Annotated in this window: 17 protein-coding genes and 1 tRNA gene; 10 read left to right on the top strand and 8 right to left on the bottom strand. The window is 28.6% G+C overall.

Annotation, left to right across the window (positions count from 1 at the left end; genetic code table 11):
- The first annotated feature begins 1 nt into the window (after position 1).
- Positions 2–451, top strand: a complete 450-nt coding sequence (locus tag FBF20_RS05215) for a hypothetical protein (protein WP_002852989.1) — start codon at positions 2–4, stop codon at positions 449–451.
- 2 nt (positions 452–453) lie between these two features.
- Here the strand turns inward: FBF20_RS05215 and FBF20_RS05210 are convergent.
- The 3 genes from FBF20_RS05210 to tgt all read right to left on the bottom strand — a co-directional run bounded on the left by FBF20_RS05210 (position 454) and on the right by tgt (position 2,473).
- Positions 454–530 (bottom strand) — tRNA-Arg (locus FBF20_RS05210).
- Between the two features lie 52 nt (positions 531–582).
- Complete coding sequence (locus FBF20_RS05205) at positions 583–1,350, bottom strand: magnesium transporter CorA family protein (RefSeq protein ID WP_002852995.1); 768 nt, start codon at positions 1,348–1,350, stop codon at positions 583–585.
- 1 nt (position 1,351) lies between these two features.
- Positions 1,352–2,473, bottom strand: a complete 1,122-nt coding sequence (tgt, locus tag FBF20_RS05200; protein ID WP_002890026.1) for a tRNA guanosine(34) transglycosylase Tgt — start codon at positions 2,471–2,473, stop codon at positions 1,352–1,354.
- A 29-nt stretch (positions 2,474–2,502) separates the two neighbouring features.
- On the opposite strand from tgt, the gene FBF20_RS05195 reads away from it, so the two are divergent.
- From FBF20_RS05195 to FBF20_RS05175, 5 genes are read left to right on the top strand one after another with little or no spacing between them, the layout of a single operon-like run.
- Complete coding sequence (locus FBF20_RS05195; RefSeq protein WP_002856550.1) at positions 2,503–3,903, top strand: COG3400 family protein; 1,401 nt, start codon at positions 2,503–2,505, stop codon at positions 3,901–3,903.
- A gap of 45 nt (positions 3,904–3,948) precedes the next feature.
- The gene (gene aroB / locus FBF20_RS05190) at positions 3,949–5,004 is read left to right on the top strand and encodes a 3-dehydroquinate synthase (RefSeq protein WP_002890023.1); all 1,056 of its coding nucleotides are present in this window, start codon (positions 3,949–3,951) and stop codon (positions 5,002–5,004) included.
- Complete coding sequence (locus FBF20_RS05185; RefSeq protein WP_002890021.1) at positions 5,001–6,572, top strand: mechanosensitive ion channel domain-containing protein; 1,572 nt, start codon at positions 5,001–5,003, stop codon at positions 6,570–6,572. The genes aroB and FBF20_RS05185 overlap by 4 nt, the downstream gene beginning before the upstream one ends.
- Positions 6,569–7,819, top strand: a complete 1,251-nt coding sequence (gene mtaB / locus FBF20_RS05180) for a tRNA (N(6)-L-threonylcarbamoyladenosine(37)-C(2))-methylthiotransferase MtaB (RefSeq protein WP_002868672.1) — start codon at positions 6,569–6,571, stop codon at positions 7,817–7,819. The genes FBF20_RS05185 and mtaB overlap by 4 nt, the downstream gene beginning before the upstream one ends.
- Positions 7,820–7,822: 3 nt before the next feature.
- Positions 7,823–9,439: an ATP-dependent metallopeptidase FtsH/Yme1/Tma family protein gene (locus FBF20_RS05175; protein ID WP_002868673.1), complete on the top strand. Its 1,617-nt coding sequence runs from the start codon at positions 7,823–7,825 to the stop codon at positions 9,437–9,439.
- A gap of 8 nt (positions 9,440–9,447) precedes the next feature.
- Here the strand turns inward: FBF20_RS05175 and FBF20_RS05170 are convergent, their stop codons facing one another.
- Complete coding sequence (locus FBF20_RS05170) at positions 9,448–9,864, bottom strand: PepSY-like domain-containing protein (RefSeq protein ID WP_002853001.1); 417 nt, start codon at positions 9,862–9,864, stop codon at positions 9,448–9,450.
- Between the two features lie 107 nt (positions 9,865–9,971).
- Between FBF20_RS05170 and FBF20_RS05165 the strand changes: the two genes are divergently transcribed.
- Together FBF20_RS05165 and FBF20_RS05160 are read left to right on the top strand one after the other, a co-directional pair.
- Complete coding sequence (locus tag FBF20_RS05165; protein ID WP_024266104.1) at positions 9,972–10,490, top strand: rhomboid family intramembrane serine protease; 519 nt, start codon at positions 9,972–9,974, stop codon at positions 10,488–10,490.
- Entirely contained in the window at positions 10,487–10,999 is a 513-nt protein-coding gene (locus FBF20_RS05160; RefSeq protein ID WP_002852934.1) for a histidine phosphatase family protein, read from the top strand. Before FBF20_RS05165 ends, FBF20_RS05160 begins: the two co-directional genes overlap by 4 nt.
- A gap of 15 nt (positions 11,000–11,014) precedes the next feature.
- On the opposite strand, the gene rpoD is transcribed toward FBF20_RS05160, so the two are convergent.
- Both rpoD and FBF20_RS05150 read right to left on the bottom strand, forming a co-directional pair.
- Positions 11,015–12,883, bottom strand: coding sequence for an RNA polymerase sigma factor RpoD (gene rpoD, locus FBF20_RS05155; RefSeq protein WP_002852997.1), 1,869 nt, complete (start codon positions 12,881–12,883; stop codon positions 11,015–11,017).
- Between the two features lie 79 nt (positions 12,884–12,962).
- A complete protein-coding gene (locus FBF20_RS05150; protein ID WP_002855820.1) occupies positions 12,963–13,844 on the bottom strand; it encodes a LysR family transcriptional regulator in 882 nt (293 codons plus the stop codon).
- 112 nt (positions 13,845–13,956) lie between these two features.
- On the opposite strand from FBF20_RS05150, the gene FBF20_RS05145 reads away from it, so the two are divergent.
- Complete coding sequence (locus FBF20_RS05145; protein ID WP_002871760.1) at positions 13,957–15,054, top strand: YeiH family protein; 1,098 nt, start codon at positions 13,957–13,959, stop codon at positions 15,052–15,054.
- A gap of 90 nt (positions 15,055–15,144) precedes the next feature.
- Complete coding sequence (locus FBF20_RS05140) at positions 15,145–15,717, top strand: hypothetical protein (RefSeq protein WP_002890016.1); 573 nt, start codon at positions 15,145–15,147, stop codon at positions 15,715–15,717.
- Between the two features lie 15 nt (positions 15,718–15,732).
- On the opposite strand, the gene rsmG is transcribed toward FBF20_RS05140, so the two are convergent.
- Together rsmG and ribA are read right to left on the bottom strand one after the other, a co-directional pair.
- Entirely contained in the window at positions 15,733–16,299 is a 567-nt protein-coding gene (rsmG, locus tag FBF20_RS05135; protein WP_002871758.1) for a 16S rRNA (guanine(527)-N(7))-methyltransferase RsmG, read from the bottom strand.
- The gene (ribA, locus tag FBF20_RS05130) at positions 16,300–16,860 is read right to left on the bottom strand and encodes a GTP cyclohydrolase II (RefSeq protein WP_002853056.1); all 561 of its coding nucleotides are present in this window, start codon (positions 16,858–16,860) and stop codon (positions 16,300–16,302) included. It lies immediately after the preceding gene.
- Between the last annotated feature and the right edge of the window lie 16 nt (positions 16,861–16,876).

Raw genomic sequence — 16,876 nt, 5'->3', positions numbered from 1 at the left:
TTTGGTTATTTTTTGTGCTGCTTTAGCGCTTTTATTGTTTTTAGGCGTGATTGCTTATCTTATTACAAGTGATGGCAAAAAAACAATTAAAAAGCAAAAAACTAGCCAAAAGCAGCATGTAGCTGAAAAGACTAAAAAATTTGATACAGACTTAGATAAAATGATAATTGCTGCTTCCGATGTTAAACTAACGGATATTGAATTAAAAGAACTTGCCAAACTTTATGTGCAGACACATAAACTTGGTTCAAAAACTTCTAAAGAATTAGATGAAGCAGCAAAAAAGAAACTAGAATTTGTTTCTGCTTTGGCTGCAAATATTAATGCAAGTGCACAAACAGTAAGTTACTTAAATAAAGAACTTAAGAAAATTTATGGATCTTACAAAAAAGAAATTGATGCTTACGAGCATATGGGATTAGCTAAAAGAAAAATTAAAGAAGATAAATAATATGGTGCGCTCAAGAGGATTCGAACCTCTGGCCTTTTGAACCGCAATCAAATGCTCTATCCAGCTGAGCTATGAGCGCAAAAATAAGTTAAAATTATATATAAATATTCTTAAAATAAGCAAAATTTTGCTTATTTTGTTTGTTTTTTAGCTTTTTTACCTTCATCTAAATCAAATTCTTTAGTCTTTTTTGAATAATAAAATATAAAACCTACAATCAAAATACAGCAAATCAAAGAAAAAATATAAAGTGTACCATAAGGGCTATCTTTGAAAAAAAGATTATTAGTATTCATTCCAAAAAATCCTACGATCAAATTTAAAGGCAAGAAAATAGAAGAAAGTATACTTAAAAGATAAATACTTTTATTCATTTTTTCATTTTTAATTGCATTTGTTAATGTATAAAGAGTATCAATTCTTGCTAGATGTTCTTTGGTGTTTTTACTTAAGATGCTGATGGATAAATTTAAAATTTTTAAATGTTTTTTATATTGTGCTTGTTCACTAAGCAAAAGATTGAAAGCTTCGCTTAGAAGATTAATTTGCTTTAGATTTTTGTTGATTTTTTGTCTTAACACAAAGGATTTTTTGTAAAAATTTTTAACAAAACCACCTTTTAAGATAATACCTTCTTTGTGTTCTAAAAGGTTTTGAAAATGAGTATTTTGTACTTTAAAATCTTCTAAAATGGATTTAATAAAATTTGAAAATTCTTCTATGCTAGAAAGCTTAAATTCTCCATCTTGAAGTTTATAAATTTTTTCATCGTTAAAAAGCCAAGTTTCCAAATTTAATCCCACATAAACAAAAATTTTTTGTCCATAAATTTCACTATAAAAAGTTTCTAAATTCTTTGCTTGTAGGATTTTTTTTAGATTTTCGTGTAGTTCTAGCATTTTATTTGCCTCTTAAGTGATAAAAATTTCTTTTAAATTGCGTAAAAGAATTGTTCAAAATTGCTTCACGCATCTTTCTTGCAAGTTCAAGATAATAATGTAGATTGTGCAGACTTGCCAAACGAAAAAAAGTAAGTTCTTTAGCTTTAAAAAGATGGTTTAAATAACCCCTTGAAAAATTACGACAAGTATAACATGAGCAAGTAGAATCTATAACTTCATGATCGTTGATAAATTCTGCTTTTTTGATATTAAATTTTCCAAAACTTGTGAAAAATGTTCCATTTCTTGCATTTCTAGTTGGCATCACACAGTCAAACATATCTACTCCTCGCTCAACATTTTCTACTAAATCTTCAGGCATTCCTACGCCCATTAAATATCTTGGACGATTTTCATCTAGATAAGGGTTTAAGTTTTGGACTGTTTCGTACATCAAGGCGTTTTCTTCGCCCACGCTAAGCCCACCTATAGCTAAACCATCAAATGGCATTTCATTTAAACTTAAAGCGCAACGCTTTCTTTCTTCATAATCTGTACCACCTTGGATAATACCAAAAATATTTTGCCCTATACCTATACCTTTATTTTGCATATTTTTATGATAAGTAATAGCCTCTTTTGCCCAAAGTATAGTGCGATCAACAGAAATTTTAACCCTTTCTTTGGTTGCGGGTAGGGCTACTAAATCATCTAAAATCATCATAATATCAGAATTAAAATCATATTGAGTATCTAAAACACTTTTTGGAGTAAAAAGATGACGACTTCCATCAATGTGACTTTTAAATTCTATGCCTTCATTAAAATGTTTGGAATTTTTACTTAAAGAAAAAGCTTGAAAACCACCACTATCGGTTAAAAAACTTCTATCAAATTTCGTAAATCCATGTAAACCTCCAAAATCTTTTACTACTTTGGAAGTTGGACGCAAGTACATGTGATAGGTATTTGCTAAAATAATTTTTGCATCAAGCTCATTTTTCATATCATTAGCATCAAGACTTTTAACCGCTCCTACTGTGCCAACAGGCATAAAAACAGGGGTTAAAAAAGTGCTGTGTGCGGTAGTGATTTCACAAACCCTTGCCATTCCATCTTTATGCTTTAATTTAAATTCCATTTGTTATAATTTCCTTTTTGGAGTTTAAAATGAATAATATTTTAATTATAATAGATGGTATTTTAGCAAAGCATTTCTTAGAAAGGCTTTGTTTTGAAAAAGGCTTAGGTTACTTTTTTACAGTAGTGTGTCAAAATAGTGAAAAAAATAACTTAAATATTTCTAGTGAGTATATTGACTTGCATTATTTTGATCCTACAAGCACAGCGCGTCTTGAAAATATTATGAGTAAGGATTTTAAACAGGCTTTTATTTATATGCAAGATGAATTTGAAACTAAAAAAAGTTATGAGGCTTTGCGTTCTTTAAATCCAAATTTAGAAATAGAAATAATGGATTTTTGGGGGTTAAGTGTTAATGATACTCATGCAAATTTAGCTGATGCTAGAATGACTTTAAGCCGTAGATTTATGGATTTTTTACCAGATATTGCTTTAACAGCTCAGTATATAGGACTTGGAGTTGGAGAGATTATGGAAGTAAAAATTCCAGCAGGGTCTATTTTTGCTTATAGGCACATAAGTTCAATACAACAAAAAAGGTGGCGCATAGTCCTTATTTATAGAAATTCTAAAATTTATTTTGTAAAACCATCTTTTGTTCTAGAGCCAAATGATAGCATTTTGATCGTTGGGGATCCTGTTGTTTTACAAAGTATTTTTCATAATATAAGAGGCAAAGCAGGGCAATTTCCTATGCCTTTTGGAAGTAATGTTTTTGCTTTAATTGATATGAAAAATATGAATCAAAATATGCAAGAAAGAGTGCTTGATACTACTTTAAAATTAACTCAAAAAAGCAATGCAAAAAGATTTTTTATACATGTTATCAATCCTAAATTAGGGGTAATGTATGAAAAATTAAAAAAACTTTCTGAGGATAAAGAAGGTGTGTTTTTTGATTATTTCAACACGGATTTTAAACAAATTTCCACATGGTTGCAAAATAATGATATAGGATTAGTTGTAACCGATATAAAAAATTTTGAGAAAGAAAAACAAGCTTTTTTTGATTTAAAAATTCCTATTATGAAGGTGGGTGAAGCTTCTTTTGATGAGCTTAAAGAAGCGATTATTTTAAGTGCCGATGAGAGTGAACTTGAAAACAATGCAAATGTCATTACTGATTTAAGTAAACAGCTTGATTTTGGAGTTATTTTATATTATTATAATCCAAATTCTCAAAATACTACAGATATGGAGGAGTATTTTAGAAGTTTATCTAAGCTTTATGATAAAAATATACAAATTATTAATAAAAATGATGAAAACCCTCTTTTAAATTTGCAATATCGCGAAGATTTGTTACAATTTGTGAGTTTTCAAAAAGAATTACTAAATAGAGATTTTGGCAGAAATTTAAGTACAAATTTAAATAGGCATTATTATAAAATGAGACAAAATTACCAACTTTTCATACCAGTAGAATAAATAATTAATTAAATGTGATAAAATAAATGCAAAAAGAGTAGTTCAATGCAAGTAGAAGTTAAGTTAAAAGAAAATGCTTATAAGGTTTATATTGATGAACTTGAAGAATTAGAATTTGATAGTAAGGTTTTTATACTTTCAAATCCTAAGATTTCAGGTCTTCATTTGAAAACATTACTTTCTAAAATTAAGGCAAAAGAAATTTTTATTGCCACTGTGAAAGATGGTGAAGAATATAAAAATTTAAGCACCATGGAAGAAATTTTAAACCAAATGTTTAATTCTAAATTGGATAGAAAAAGCGTACTTATAAGTTTTGGTGGTGGCGTGATTAGTGATATGGGCGGATTTGCTGCTAGTATTTATCAAAGAGGTATTGATTTTATAAATATTCCTACTACACTTTTAGCTTGTGTTGATGCAGCAGTAGGTGGAAAAACAGGTGTTAATAATAATTTTGGTAAAAATCTTATTGGCACTTTTTATCAACCTAAAGCTGTATATTGTGAGAGTTTTTTTTTAAAGACTTTGAGCTCTAGAGAACTTACTGCAGGCATGGCTGAATTTATTAAAATGGCAGCAATGTTTGATGATAGTATACTTGATTTTATAGAAAAAATTGATGAAAAAAGTTTCTTAAATGCTACTTGTGAGAATGAAATTTTTACTCAAATTATAGCAAAAAGCATAGAGCTTAAATCAAGGGTTGTTGAACAAGATGAAAAAGAATCAAGGCTTAGAATGCTTTTAAATTATGGTCATACTTTTGCTCATGTTATAGAAAATTTTACAGATTATAAGCTTTATTTACACGGAGAAGCGGTGGCTATAGGTATGGTTATGGCAAATCAATTGGCTTTAAATTTAGGGCTTTTGGATAAAATGCAAAGTCAAAGAATAAAAGATATTTTACTTAAATTCGGTTTGCCAATATCATATAAAATCAACAATGTAGATGAATTTTATGAAGCTTTTTTCATGGATAAAAAAAGCTCTAATAAAAAAATCAATTTTGTTCTTGCTAGTCCTTTGGGTAAGGGTTTGATAAAAGGTGATATTTCTAAAGAAGATATAATTGCAACTTTAAGAGAATTCCAATGAAAAAAATTATTATTTTAACCTTTTTTGTTGTTTTTGCTTTTGGTGATGTAAATCGGACTATTATTAATAATATAAATGAGAAAATTAATACTTTAAATACTGTAATCAGTGCTAGTATTTGGAATATACGTTATGAAAATTTTATAAAATATCAAGATATAAATGATGAATTAATCATTTTAAATCTTAATTTAAAAAAGACTTCCGATATTCATCAACAAGAAGAACTTAAACGCAAGATAGCAAATTTAGAAGAGCAATTGAACTTGCTTAAAGAATATAAAGATTTAAATTTTGCACAAAGTCTTAGTGCCCCTGATAATATAGAAACTTTATCTAAGCTTACTAATCCTTTGGCTATTATAGGAGCTTTTTCTCATATTAAGAAATTAAAAGGAGAAAAGGAAGAGTATATATTTAAATTTAATGATTTTAAAAATTTAGTAGATAAAATCAGGGAAAAAAACTCAGAACTTAAGGAATTAGTTGAGCTTAAACCAAGTGTTGAGAATATAGAAGCTTTAAAAGCTTCGGATAAAAAGCTGGAAGAATTTGAGCAAGCTTTAAATTTTGCTAGTGTTTCTTATTCTGTTTATGAGAAAAAAATTGATGAAGAGCTTTCTCGAGTAAGTGCTGAGATTAAAGTTCAAAGCTTAAGGGCTGTAAATATACTTGTTGCTATTGTTATTGTTATAGCTATAGCTTTTATGTTGAAATTTATTGCTAAAAAATACATTAAGGATAGTGAAAGATATTATACTGCTACGAAGATTATTAATTTTATTAATATAAATATTATTTTTCTTATTTTGCTCTTTGCTTATATAGAAAATATTACTTATCTTGTAACTATACTTGGTTTTGCCTCTGCGGGCTTAGCTATTGCTATGAAAGATATGTTTATGTCTATGCTTGGATGGTGTGTGATTATTTTTGGCGGAAGTTTTAGAGTAGGGGATCGTGTAAAAGTTTTTCAAAACGATACTGCCTATATAGGAGATATTATAGACATTTCTTTTTTACGCATTACTCTTTATGAAGAGCTTACGCTTGAAACTTATAATAAAAATCGTCGTAGTGGGCGTATTATATTTATTCCTAATAACTATGTTTTTACAAATTTGCTTGCTAATTATACCCATCATGGTATGAAAACCGTGCTTGATGGCATTGATATAAGTGTTACTTTTGATAGCAATCTTGACAAAGCTCAAGAAATTGTAGAAAATATTGTTACACGCCATGCCAAAGGTTATACTGAGCTTGCTAGAAAAAATATAGCTCGTTTACAACATGAATATAGTATTAAAAATCCTAAAGTGGAGCCAAGGTTTTTTATGTTTTTTGAACATTGGGGAATGAGAATTTCTGCATGGTATATGACTAATGCTTATGCGGCTTTGGTATTAAGAAGTACGATTAGCAAAGAGATTATAAAAGAATTTAATAAGCATAAAGATATAAAAATTGCTTATCCATCGCAAAATTTATATTTAGGAAATTTAAATCAAAATCATTTTGAACAACATCATGAAAATATGTATTTTCATGCAAGGAATAAAGATTGAAAGAAAAAGTTTTTTTTAAAACCTTTGGGTGTCGCACAAATATTTATGATACAGAGCTTTTAAAAAGTTATGTAAAAGATTATGAGATTATAAATGATGAGAATAAAGCACAAATTATCGTTGTAAATTCTTGCACGGTTACAAATGGAGCTGATAGCGGGATAAAGTCTTATGTAAATACCATGCAAAAAAAAGGCATTAAAGTTATACTTACAGGTTGTGGTGCTGTAAGCAAAGGTAAGGAGCTTTTAGATAAAAAGCAAGTTTTTGGAGTGCTTGGAGCGTCAAATAAAGATAAAATCAATGAATTTTTAGGAGCAAAGACAAGTTTTTATGAACTTGGAAATTTAAATTTTATTGATAAAGATATAGTTTGTGAGTATGAAAATCATACCAAAGCTTTTGTGAAAATTCAAGAAGGTTGTGATTTTGCTTGTTCTTATTGTATTATTCCTAGCGTGAGGGGAAAATCAAGAAGCGTGGATGAAAAAGCTCTTTTAAAACAGGTTGAAATTTTAGGAGCTAATGGTTATAGTGAAATTGTTTTAACAGGGACTAATATAGGTTCATATGGGCTTAAAAATGGCACAAGTTTAGGCAAGCTTTTGCAAAAAATGGGACAAATTTTAGGTATAAAACGCATAAGGCTAGGTAGTTTAGAACCTGCACAACTTGATGAAAGTTTTTTAGAAATCTTAGATGAAGCTTGGCTTGAAAGGCATTTACATATTGCATTGCAACATACAAGTGAAAAAATGCTTCGTATAATGAGAAGAAGATCACATACGGATAATGATTTAAAGCTTTTTAATACTATAGCAAGCAAAGGATATGCTTTAGGGACGGATTTTATAGTAGCTCATCCAGGCGAGAGTGAAGAGCTATGGCAAGAAGCTTTAAGAAATTTTAAAGAATTTCCACTCACTCATATCCATGCTTTTATTTTTAGCCCTAGAAACAACACGCATTCTGCTACCATGAAAGATGTGATAAATGGAACTTTAGCTAAAGAAAGGCTAAACACTTTAAAATCCATAGTAGAAAAAAATAATTATGAATTTAGGAAAAAAAATCAAGTTTCACTTGAAGTTTTGGTAGAAAATCAAAAAGATGGTTTTTTTGAGGGTTATGATCAGTTTTTTAATAAGATTAAAATTAAAAGTGATAAAGATATAGCTAAAGAATGGATCGTTATATCTGAATATGAAGTACAAGAAAAGTCTAACTTTGCAAATTTAAAAGGCTAGATAATGAAAAATAAAAAGATAATTTTAGCATCTTTTATGGTTTTATGTATGCTTTTGGGAATTTTATATTTTAAAAATGAACCTAAATATATAGATGAAAATCTTTATCAAAGTCTATTAAGCCAAAATTTAATCCAAAAAGCTGTGATTGATAAAGACGAAATTTGGCTTAAGGCAGAAGGTGAAAATTACGTAATTATAAAAGATGGCATAGATATAAAAACACTTTTATCAAAAGTTCCCGTAGAGGTTAAAAAAGATAATACGCTTTGGGTGTTTTTTATTTTACTTGTTTTTATTATCGCACTTTTTATAAGTCTTGGCTATTTTGCTCGTAAAAAAGAGTTAACTAAATATCCAATATCAAATAAGAATCAAAATCACACTCAAGCTCAAAATTCAAATATAAATTTAGAAAGTTCTCATATAAAACCTGTGATTTCAAATATTACTTTTAATGATGTAGCAGGTGTTGATGAAGTTAAAATGGAGCTAAGCGAACTTGTGGATTTTTTACAAAATCCTAAAAAATATAAAGAATTTGGTGTAAAAATGCCAAAAGGTGTTTTAATGGTAGGCCCACCTGGTGTAGGAAAAACATTGATAGCAAAAGCAGTTGCAGGAGAAGCAGGGGTGCCATTTTTTTATCAAAGTGGTTCAAGTTTTGTTGAAATTTATGTAGGTATGGGTGCAAAAAGAGTTAGAGAGCTTTTTTCAAAAGCTAAAATGATGGCGCCTAGCATAGTTTTTATTGATGAAATAGATGCCGTAGGTAAGGCAAGAGGAGAAATGTCAAATGTTGAAAGAGATAGCACTTTAAATCAACTTTTAACTCAAATGGATGGTTTTGAGGACAATAGCGGGGTTATAGTTATAGCTGCGACAAATAAAATCGAACTTATGGATCCTGCTTTATTGCGTTCGGGACGTTTTGATAGGAGAATTTTTTTATCTTTGCCTGATTTTAAGGATAGACTTAAAATTTTAGAAATTTATATGAAAGATAAAAACAATAATATCAATTTAAATAAAATCGCTAAAGCAAGCGTAGGTTTTAGTGGAGCAGGGCTTGAAACTTTGGTCAATGAAGCAGCAATTAATGCTTTAAGAAGAAATAGTGCTTTAGTTGAGGAAAGCGATTTTTATGCTGTATTAAATAAAGTTCTTTTAGGTAAGAAAAAGATTTTAAGTTTTAATAATGAAGAGAAGAAAATTCAAGCCACTTATCAAGCTGCAAAAGCTTTGAGTGCGTATTATTTTGACATAGGATTTGAAAAAATCACTCTCATTGAAGATCGTTTTAAAGAATATGAGCATAATATAAGATCAAAATCAGAGCTTATCAATCGTATAAAAGTTTATTTGGCTGGTTCTAGAGCCATGAGATTGATTTACAATGAAAGTTATACTAACTCGCAAGATGATTTTTTAAAGATTAAAGAATTGCTTGATTATATGTTGAGTTTTGATATGTTGAAAGAGTCAAATTTAAGTGAACAAAAAAAAGAAATGGATGAATTTTTAAATTCTATGAAGGATAAAATTTTAAAATTATCAGAGCTTTTGCTTGAAAAAGAAAAGATAGAATATGACGATGTTAAAGATATAATGCAGGTTTGATGATATGTTTAATCATCAAATTCTTTATATAAGATAGTTCCATTAAAATCTATAAGAATTTTTATATCGTTATCAAGTTTAATCTTATAATGGTTGATTTTTCTTTCAATTTCTCTAGCTTTTGTATTTGGAAATTCGTTTTTGATGATATTGGCTAAATTTTGAGGTAAAAAATCTAGATCAAAAGGAAAGGCTTTATTTTCAATTTCCTTCCAAGCTCCATCTATATCAAATTCAAGCTCTGTTCCATCGCTAAGATAGACTTCATAGGAATTTTTGTCTTTTTGCACGATCCCTATAGGCGCTTTGAAATTATGTTGTAAAAATTCTTTAGAAACATTTGGTAAATTATCAGCAGAAATTATTATATCAGCATTTAAAGATAAACTTAAAATAGTAATAATATTTAAAAATTTAATTTTCAATATTTTTCCTAAATTATTTTTTAGTAAAATTGTAAAGAATTTATGTGAATTTTATGTGAATTTTAAGACAATATTATAAAAAATAAAGGTTTTATATTTTGCTTACAATTTTTTTAATTTTTTTAATTTTTTTAAATATTTTATGTTATTTTTTGATTTCTTATGATTATTACAATATCCTTGGTTTGAATATTTTATTTTTTAATGGAGCTTATTGGCAGCTTTTAAGTTCAATGTTTTTACATGGAAATTTAACTCATCTTATATTAAATATGATAGTTTTGTTTCAATTTGGGCGTATGTTAGAAACTTATTTGGGTGCTTTGTGTTTTATTTTTATTTATTTTATTGGCGGATTGTTGTGCTCACTTTTAAGTGTTTTTTATGTGTATTTTGATTTTAAATATTTTGGAGAAAATATAAATGTCATAGGCGCTAGTGGTGCAATTTGTGTTTTAATAGGCTTTTATGCTGTTATTGATAAAAATAGCACAAAAGGACTTATAGTGGCAATTTTACTTATGAGTTTTGTGCCATTGCTTATGGGAGTAAATGTTGCTTGGTATGGTCATATTTTCGGGTTTATGTGTGGTTATATTTTAGCTAAAATAAAAGAGGTAAAATGAAAAAAATTTATATTATAAGACATGCAAAAGCAAGTAAGAGTGAAGACATCGATGATTTTGAAAGAAAACTTACTAAGAGTGGAAAGGAAGATTTAAAAAAACTTTTTAAAAATCTTGCTTCGCATGAAATTCATCCTGATTTGGTGCTATCGAGTCCTGCTGTTAGAACCGCTAAAACAGCGAAAAAAATAGCCAAATTTTATAATTTTGATAAAAATAGAATTTGTTTTGATGAAAGATTGTATCTTTGCAATGTTGAAAATTTGCTAAAAATTCTGCAAGATATTGATGATGAGTTTAATGAAGTATTTTTAGTGGGTCATAATCCTAGTTTAATGGAGCTTGGAGAGTTATTAAGTTCGCTATGTTTAGCTTCTTTTCCAACTTCTTCTATCTTGTGTTTAGAATTTGATATTAAGGAATTTAAAAATTTAAAAAAACATAGCGGAAAATTAGTTTTTTTTGAACATGTACGCAAGTTAAAAGAAGAAAAAGATCTGGGTTTTTAGTAAGGAGATTGACTCTTACTTCCAACCTTCTATATAATTTTTTAGTTTTCTTCCTACTTTAGGGTGTTTGAGTTTTTTTATAGCTGAGCTTTCTATTTGTCTCACTCTTTCTCGAGTGACATTAAGTTCCTTTCCAATTTCCTCTAAAGTTCTATCACTTTCATCATCCATTAAACCAAAACGCATACGAATTACCGCTTTTTCTCTATCGTTTAATTGATCTAAAACTTCATCAATTTGTTCTTTTAAATCATCCTTTAAGATATGATCCATTGGAGAAAGTGAATTTCTATCTTCAACAAAATCTCCAAATTTACCATCATCTTCATTTCCTATTGGAGCTTCAAGAGAAATTGGTTCTTTTGTGATTTTAATAACTTGTTTAACCTTATCTACGCTTAAACCTACTTCTTTAGCTATAACACTGACATCAGGTTCTTTTCCATCTTTTTGTAGATGTTCGCGGATAATTTTGTTAATTTGATTGATGGTTTCTATCATATGGATTGGAATTCTTATGGTTCTTGCTTGATCAGCTATAGCCCTTGAAATAGCTTGCCTGATCCACCAAGTTGCATAAGTGGAAAATTTATAACCCCTTTTGTATTCAAATTTATCCACAGCTTTCATCAAACCTATATTTCCTTCTTGGATAAGGTCTAAGAAAGGCAGACCACGATTTGTGTAGCGTTTAGCTATGCTTACAACAAGGCGCAAGTTTGATTTTGCCATTCTTCCTTTTGCTTCATCAGAGATTTTTTTACCGCGTTTAATTTGCTCCAAAATTTCTTTTAAGCGTGATTTTTCAAGATCAAAGCTTTTTTCACTGGCTTCTTTAGTTTGAAATAGTTTTTTAATTTCCATATAAGTGCTTACCATGGTTGTTTCTAAAGCTCGCTCTGTGATTTCTTCTTTGCTCAATTTTGTAATATCTTTTAAAATATCTGCATGGCGTTTTTTAAGTTCATCAGAAAACATAGGTAAGCGGTATTCTAAACGCTTAAGTTCTTTGTCAAATTCTTCATCACTTTTTAGTGCAGTTTCCATTGATTTTACGATTTCGCTAATAAGTTTTGAAGTAGGGCCTAGATCCATTAATTTTTCTTTTAAAATATTTTTTTTGAACGCAATGCTTAATTTATCTAAAAGTTCATCTCCGCTTTCTTTGTCTTTGGATGTTTTTAGCCAATCTTTTTTAGCTTTTTCTAGAGCTTTAAATTTTTCTATAACTTTTAAAGTTCTTTCATCTTCTTTTTTGCTGTTTTTTTTAGTATTTTCTTCATCTGATTCTAATTCTGTTTCGTTTTCTTCATCTTCATCTATATCAAGTTCATCAAGTTTATCATCACTTTTTTCTTCATCGTCAAAGCTTTTAAATAGTTCTTTTACCCTTCTTTCTCTGTTTATTAAAGGTTCTTTATAATCTAAAATAAAATCTATCAAATAAGGTACAGAACAAAAAGCATCAATGATAATATCTTCGCCAAGTTCTATTTTTTTGGAAATTTCAATTTCTTCATCTTTGTTTAATAAAGCAATTTGTCCCATTTCTCTTAAATACATACGAACAGGAGAGTCTGATCTGCTCCATTCTAATAAATCGTTTTCATTGGCTAAATCAAATTCGTTCTCAAGGCTTGTATCTTGGAGTTTTTGTTTTTCTTCTTGAAGTCTTTTTGCATCTTCTATGTTTTTCATTTGTGCAATTTCAGCTGCTGAAAAAAGTTGCACTTTGTGTTTTTTCATTAATGCTTGCACTTTTTTAGTGGTTGATGCACTTGGTTGTTTTGTAAGATATTTTACCAATTTTTCATATGTGATATAATCTTTTGCATTTTCTTGAAATAATTCTTCTAATTCAGCTTCTTGAGTTTTGGCGTTCATTGATTATCCTTGAAATTTATATAAGCTTTGGATTTTATCTAAAAATTGCTTAACTTTCTATATAAATCGGTTATTATGTTTATGATTTGAATATTTTTTCAAATTTTTCTAAAGCTCTGTTAAAATTATAATTTTTTCTTTTTAAGGTATAAAATTTACGCTTTAGGTCGATATTTTTTAATTTAATTTCATAAAGTGTTGAATTTTTTAATTCTTTTTCTATGCTTTTTTTGGAAAAAATAGAGATTGCTTTTTTTTGTAAAACAAGTTCTTTAATCGCAGCCATTCTATCAAGTTCAAGAAAAATATTAAGTTTTTTTGAGCTTGCACCAATTTCGTTTAAAAATTTATCCCTTAAGCCTGAGCCTACTTCTCTTAAAATCCACTTTTGTTCCAAAAGTTCATCGATATAAAATTCTTTTTCATTGAGTTTTTTATCACTTGTAGCTACTATAAGTTCATCATCTTGCCAAAAATTTATTTCTAAATTTTCATACTCCACTAAAGCTGGATCAAGTTCTGCTTCAATGATTGCAAATTCTATATTTCCGTTTTTTAGTAAATTTAAACATTCTTTTGAATTCTGCGTTTGAGAGCGAATTTCTATGTTTTTAAATTCTGCCTTAAAATCAAATAAAATAGGAGCTAAAAAATGTTCAGAAATGCTTTGAGTTGAGGCTATTTTTATTTCCCCTAAGAGCATACTTTCGTCGTTTAATTTTTCTAAGCTTTGGTAGTAGGCTTGTATAATTTTTAACCAATTTTTTCCTAGTTCTAAAGCTTTTGGTGTAGGTAAGAGTTTTTTTCCAAGTCTTTCAAATAAAATGCCATCAAATTTATTTTCTAAATTTTTAATTACTATTGAAACATTAGGTTGAGTTATGGAAAAATTGTTGGCTGTATGAGTTGGACTTTGAGTGTTTAAAAGATCTAAAAATATTTCCATATCTTTGATTTTCATGAGTGATTCCTTTATTTAATAAAAAAAATTTATTATAAAAATTAAAATAATATATTTCTATAATTTTAATAAAAAAAATATAATAACACAAAATTTACAAAAAGGAAAATAAATGAAAACAAGTTTTTTAGCACATAGCGTGGCTATAGTGCGATCAAATTTTAAGGGTTTGCTTTTTACTGCTTGTATAGTGATTTTTGCTATGTATCTTTCTAGTGTTCAAAGTATCAAAGATACCACTCATTTAGCAGCGACTGCTTTTGCTATTATCATAGGAGTGTTGCTTTCTCCTTGGTTTTTTAAATACCAACATCATTTTCAAGCCGGAGTGCATTTTAGTGCGAAAAAACTTTTAAGACTTGGCATTGTTTTATATGGTTTTAATATCACTTTAACTGAGCTTTTAAGCGTAGGATTGAAAGGATTTTTGCTTTCTGCTATAGTGATATTTTTTGTTTTTATTATTGCTTTATTTGTGGGAACGAAAATTTTTAAACTCGATAAAGAAACTTCTATGCTTGTTGGAGCTGGGAGTGCGATTTGCGGTGCGGCAGCGGTTTTAGCACTAGAGTCAAGTTTGAAAAGTGATCCTTTTAAGGGAATTTTAGCTGTAGGTACGGTGGTGATTTTTGGACTTGTATTTATGTTCTTATATCCCATAGTTTTTTCTTTAAATCTTTTTCCTTTTTTTGATCAAAATGCTATGGGTGTTTTTATGGGAGCTACGTTGCATGAGGTGGCAAATGTCGCAGGTGCTGCTGAAATGGCAAAGGATATGGCAGGATTTGAGCAAGGTGCTTCTAATGTTGCAGTGATTATAAAAATGATGAGAGTGATTTTACTTGTGCCTTTTTTGCTTATAGTGACTTATTTTTTCGCTAAAAATCAACATTCAAGCAGTGGAAAAACTGCAAAAAGTATCACTATACCTTATTTTGCTTTTGCATTTTTAGGCATGATAGTTTTAAATACTTATTTAGCAAGCAAAGAAAGTATTTTAGGTATTGCTACGAGTGATATCATCTCTTTAGGTAAAACACTTTGTACTTTATGTATCGTTTTTGCTATGGCAGCTTTAGGCTTGCAAATTGACTTTAAAAAATTTTTAAAAAGTGGCTCTAGGGTATTTGGCTTGGCTTTTGTTTTAGGGCTTGTTTTGATTTTTGGAGGATATTTTTTAACCTTAGCTTTTAAAGGTATACTTTGGTAATAAAAATTATTTTTTAGAAAATTTTTATTTTATTAATCAACTAAGAATATAATTTAATTCATTAATTAAATTTATTAAAAAGGAATAAAGATGAAAAAAATTCTTGCAAGTGTTTTAAGTTCTTGCTTGTTAGCTTCGGCTTTAAGTGCTGTATCTTTTAAAGAAGATAGTTTAAAGGTTTCTTTTGAAGGATATAAAACTAAAGATATGATAGGAACAAAAGGTGAATTTAAAAATGTAGAATATAAATTTTCTAAAAATATAAAGGATTTGGCAAGTTATCTTAAAGGCGCTAAAGCTACCATAAAGCCAAGCAATGCTTTTATGGGTGAAGGCAATGATATTATAACCAATAATATCACAAAAGTATTTTTCCCTGCTTTATTGGGAGATACGGATATTAAAGTTGTTTTTCAAGATGCGATTGCGGGTGAAAATAAAGGCGTTATTTCAGCAAAAATTACTATGGATAAAAAAAGTACTATTGTACCTTTAACTTATACCATCAAAGATAATAAATTTGAAGCTAAAGGACAACTTGATTTGCATACTTTTAAAAATGGTTCTAAAGCATTAAAAGCATTAAGCGATGTTGCTGCAGGACATGGTGGAATTTCTTGGCCTTTAGTGGATATCAGTTTTAATGCTGATTTAGCAGAATAAAAAGTAGCCTTAGGGCTACTTTAAAATACAATATCTTCTTAAATTATTTTCAAAAATTTCATAATCTTTTATATTTTCAAGTTCTTGATAAATTTCACTACCTTTCCATAAAATAAAAACTGTATTTTCATCTTTTAGATTTTTGCAAATTTCAAGTAAAGGCTTGACATCCATTAAGGCTCTTGAAGTGATGATATCAGCTTTAAAGGTATGCTTGTATTCTTGAACTTTTTCTTTGTAAATATGTAAATTTGGAAGTTCACATTCTATTTTTAATGTCCGCAAAAAGGCAGCTTTTTTGGGATTGGGTTCGAAAAGATGAAAATTGCTTTGCAGTAAAAAAGCTAAAAATACAGCTGGAAATCCTGCGCCACTTCCCATATCGGCAATATTTTTTGCTTTAGAAAAATCATAAAAATCTAAAATTTTAATACTATCAAAGATATTTTCATCTATATTTTTTAAATGAGTAAGATTGTGAATGCGGTTAAATTTAGATAATAATTCTTTATAAATTTTTACCTTTTCTTCAAAGTTTTTTAAATCGTAGTTTTGCAAAAAATCATAATCTTTAAAAATCATTTATTTAAGATGTCCCATTTGAGTTTGTTTTATGTTTAAATACTCTACATTAAAACGATTAGGTTCTATTAAAATCGGTATGCGTGTGATGATTTTTTCTTTGATAGAATCTAGCTTTTCAGGGTTATTTGTGAGTAAATTAACCTTAGAAATTTCATAGTGTTTGAGTATAAATTCTACAATTTCATAAGTTCTCTCATCGGCTTTAAAGCCAAGCTGATGATTTGCTTTAATCGTATCAAAACCTTTATCTTGTAAAGCATAAGCATTAACCTTGTTAAAAAGCCCTATACCCCTTCCTTCTTGTCTAAGATAAATCACCATTCCGCCATTCTTTTCTATATATTTTAGCGAAAATTCAAGCTGTTCTCCGCAGTCGCATTTTAAACTTCCTAAAGCATCTCCTGTTAAGCACTCTGAATGAATTCTTAGATTGAGTGTATCTTTTGGAGTGTTTTTAAATATGCATAAATGTTCTTTATCGTTTTCTTTGAAACTTTGCATTTGGAAATTTCCCCATTTGCTAGGTAAATTCGCAATTTCTGAAATTTTTATTTCCATTTACTACTCTCTATAA

The organism is Campylobacter sp. CFSAN093259 (genome assembly GCF_012889985.1).
Taxonomy (GTDB): Bacteria; Campylobacterota; Campylobacteria; order Campylobacterales; family Campylobacteraceae; genus Campylobacter_D; species Campylobacter_D jejuni.
This window is presented reverse-complemented; position numbering and strand designations above follow the sequence as displayed.